This is a genomic window from Streptomyces sp. NPDC057939 (assembly GCF_042887545.1).
Lineage (GTDB): Bacteria > Actinomycetota > Actinomycetes > Streptomycetales > Streptomycetaceae > Streptomyces.
Genome location: NZ_JBHVPG010000129.1, coordinates 1 through 1,145 on the forward strand (window position 1 = coordinate 1; position 1,145 = coordinate 1,145).

The 1,145-nt window shown below is 37.6% G+C and carries 2 protein-coding genes; both read left to right on the plus strand.

Annotated features, from left to right (window positions below; genetic code table 11):
- Window positions 1-42 precede the first annotated feature (42 nt).
- The gene (locus ACFVS6_RS42950; protein WP_014417852.1) at window positions 43-435 is read left to right on the plus strand and encodes a hypothetical protein; all 393 of its coding nucleotides are present in this window, start codon (window positions 43-45) and stop codon (window positions 433-435) included.
- 20 nt (window positions 436-455) lie between these two features.
- Entirely contained in the window at window positions 456-707 is a 252-nt protein-coding gene (locus ACFVS6_RS42955; RefSeq protein ID WP_014470077.1) for a phage holin, read from the plus strand.
- Window positions 708-1,145 lie beyond the last annotated feature (438 nt).

Sequence of the window (1,145 nt, forward strand, 5' to 3'; positions counted from 1 at the left end):
GATGTAATGTCACCTTTCTATTTTATCAAAGGTTGGTGACAAATGGATAACTTTGAGCAAAGCACCATTTCAAGATTAAGTGCACTTGAAGAAAAAGCTAAGCACACTGATAACAAAATTGACTCTCTTGAAGAAAGAACAAATGTTATTGGTCGTATTGCTACGCTTGTTGAGCAGCAAGTCGAAATTAATAAGGATTCTCAAGCACAATCGAGAGAACAGTTCAGCACTCTGAACGAAATGAGCAACAGTTTAAAAAATCTGAGTAAATCATATGAAAAACTGGACAATCGAGTTGAAATATTGGAACGCTCTGATTCTACTCGCAAAATTGATCCCTCTCAGTTTACTAAAGACCTTGTGTTTAAGGTACTGCCCAGTGTAATTGCGACTATTGTCGCAGCCTGGTTACTCATACATTTTGGCCTTAAATAAAATGAACAGGAGCGAATTTCATGACTAAAATTAACTGGAAAGTAAGACTTAAAAAGAAAACATTCCTGGTTGCAATCTTCTCTGCAACTCTTTTGTTTGCACAAGCTATTGCATCTGCTTTCGGATACGATATTTCTGTATTTAGTGATGATCTCACTGAGAAATTTAATGCTTTACTTACGTTTTTAACTGCAATGGGGGTTGTAGTGGATCCAACCACTACAGGTATCTCAGACAGTGATCAAGCAATGGAATACACAGAACCAAAATAACTCGGGGGAGCTCATCTCCCCTTTTTTTCATTTTTAATTAAGAAAGGAATGATTGTTGGTCATGCAAATAGGATCTGGATATATCGGGAGTCCAATGCTTGAGAAGTCAGAATCTAACCATGAAGTGATCCCTTCTCCACCTGCACCCTGGACGATTAAATATTCTTTCTATAAATTCAGCTTTTCGAATGATCAGGAATGCCACGTATCAATCAATGGTGGAAATCCTATCTATTTAAGAGCTGGACAAGGCATTCAAATGGACGCTCACGATTCACCTATCACAAGCTTCAAAATTTCTGAGTCAGGAATAACATATAATTTTTTGGGGGCGCATAAATGAGTTTCTTCAATCCGATGGTTAATGTCTCAATTGTCACTGGGAAGTCTGCTTATGATATTGCAGTGGACAATGGTTTTTCAGGAACTGTAGAGGAA

Bases quoted from the DNA above. Each gene is read 5' to 3' on its own strand.
- ACFVS6_RS42955 (WP_014470077.1), top strand. From the start codon at position 456: ATGACTAAAATTAACTGGAAAGTAAGACTTAAAAAGAAAACATTCCTG.
- ACFVS6_RS42950 (WP_014417852.1), top strand. From the start codon at position 43: ATGGATAACTTTGAGCAAAGCACCATTTCAAGATTAAGTGCACTTGAA.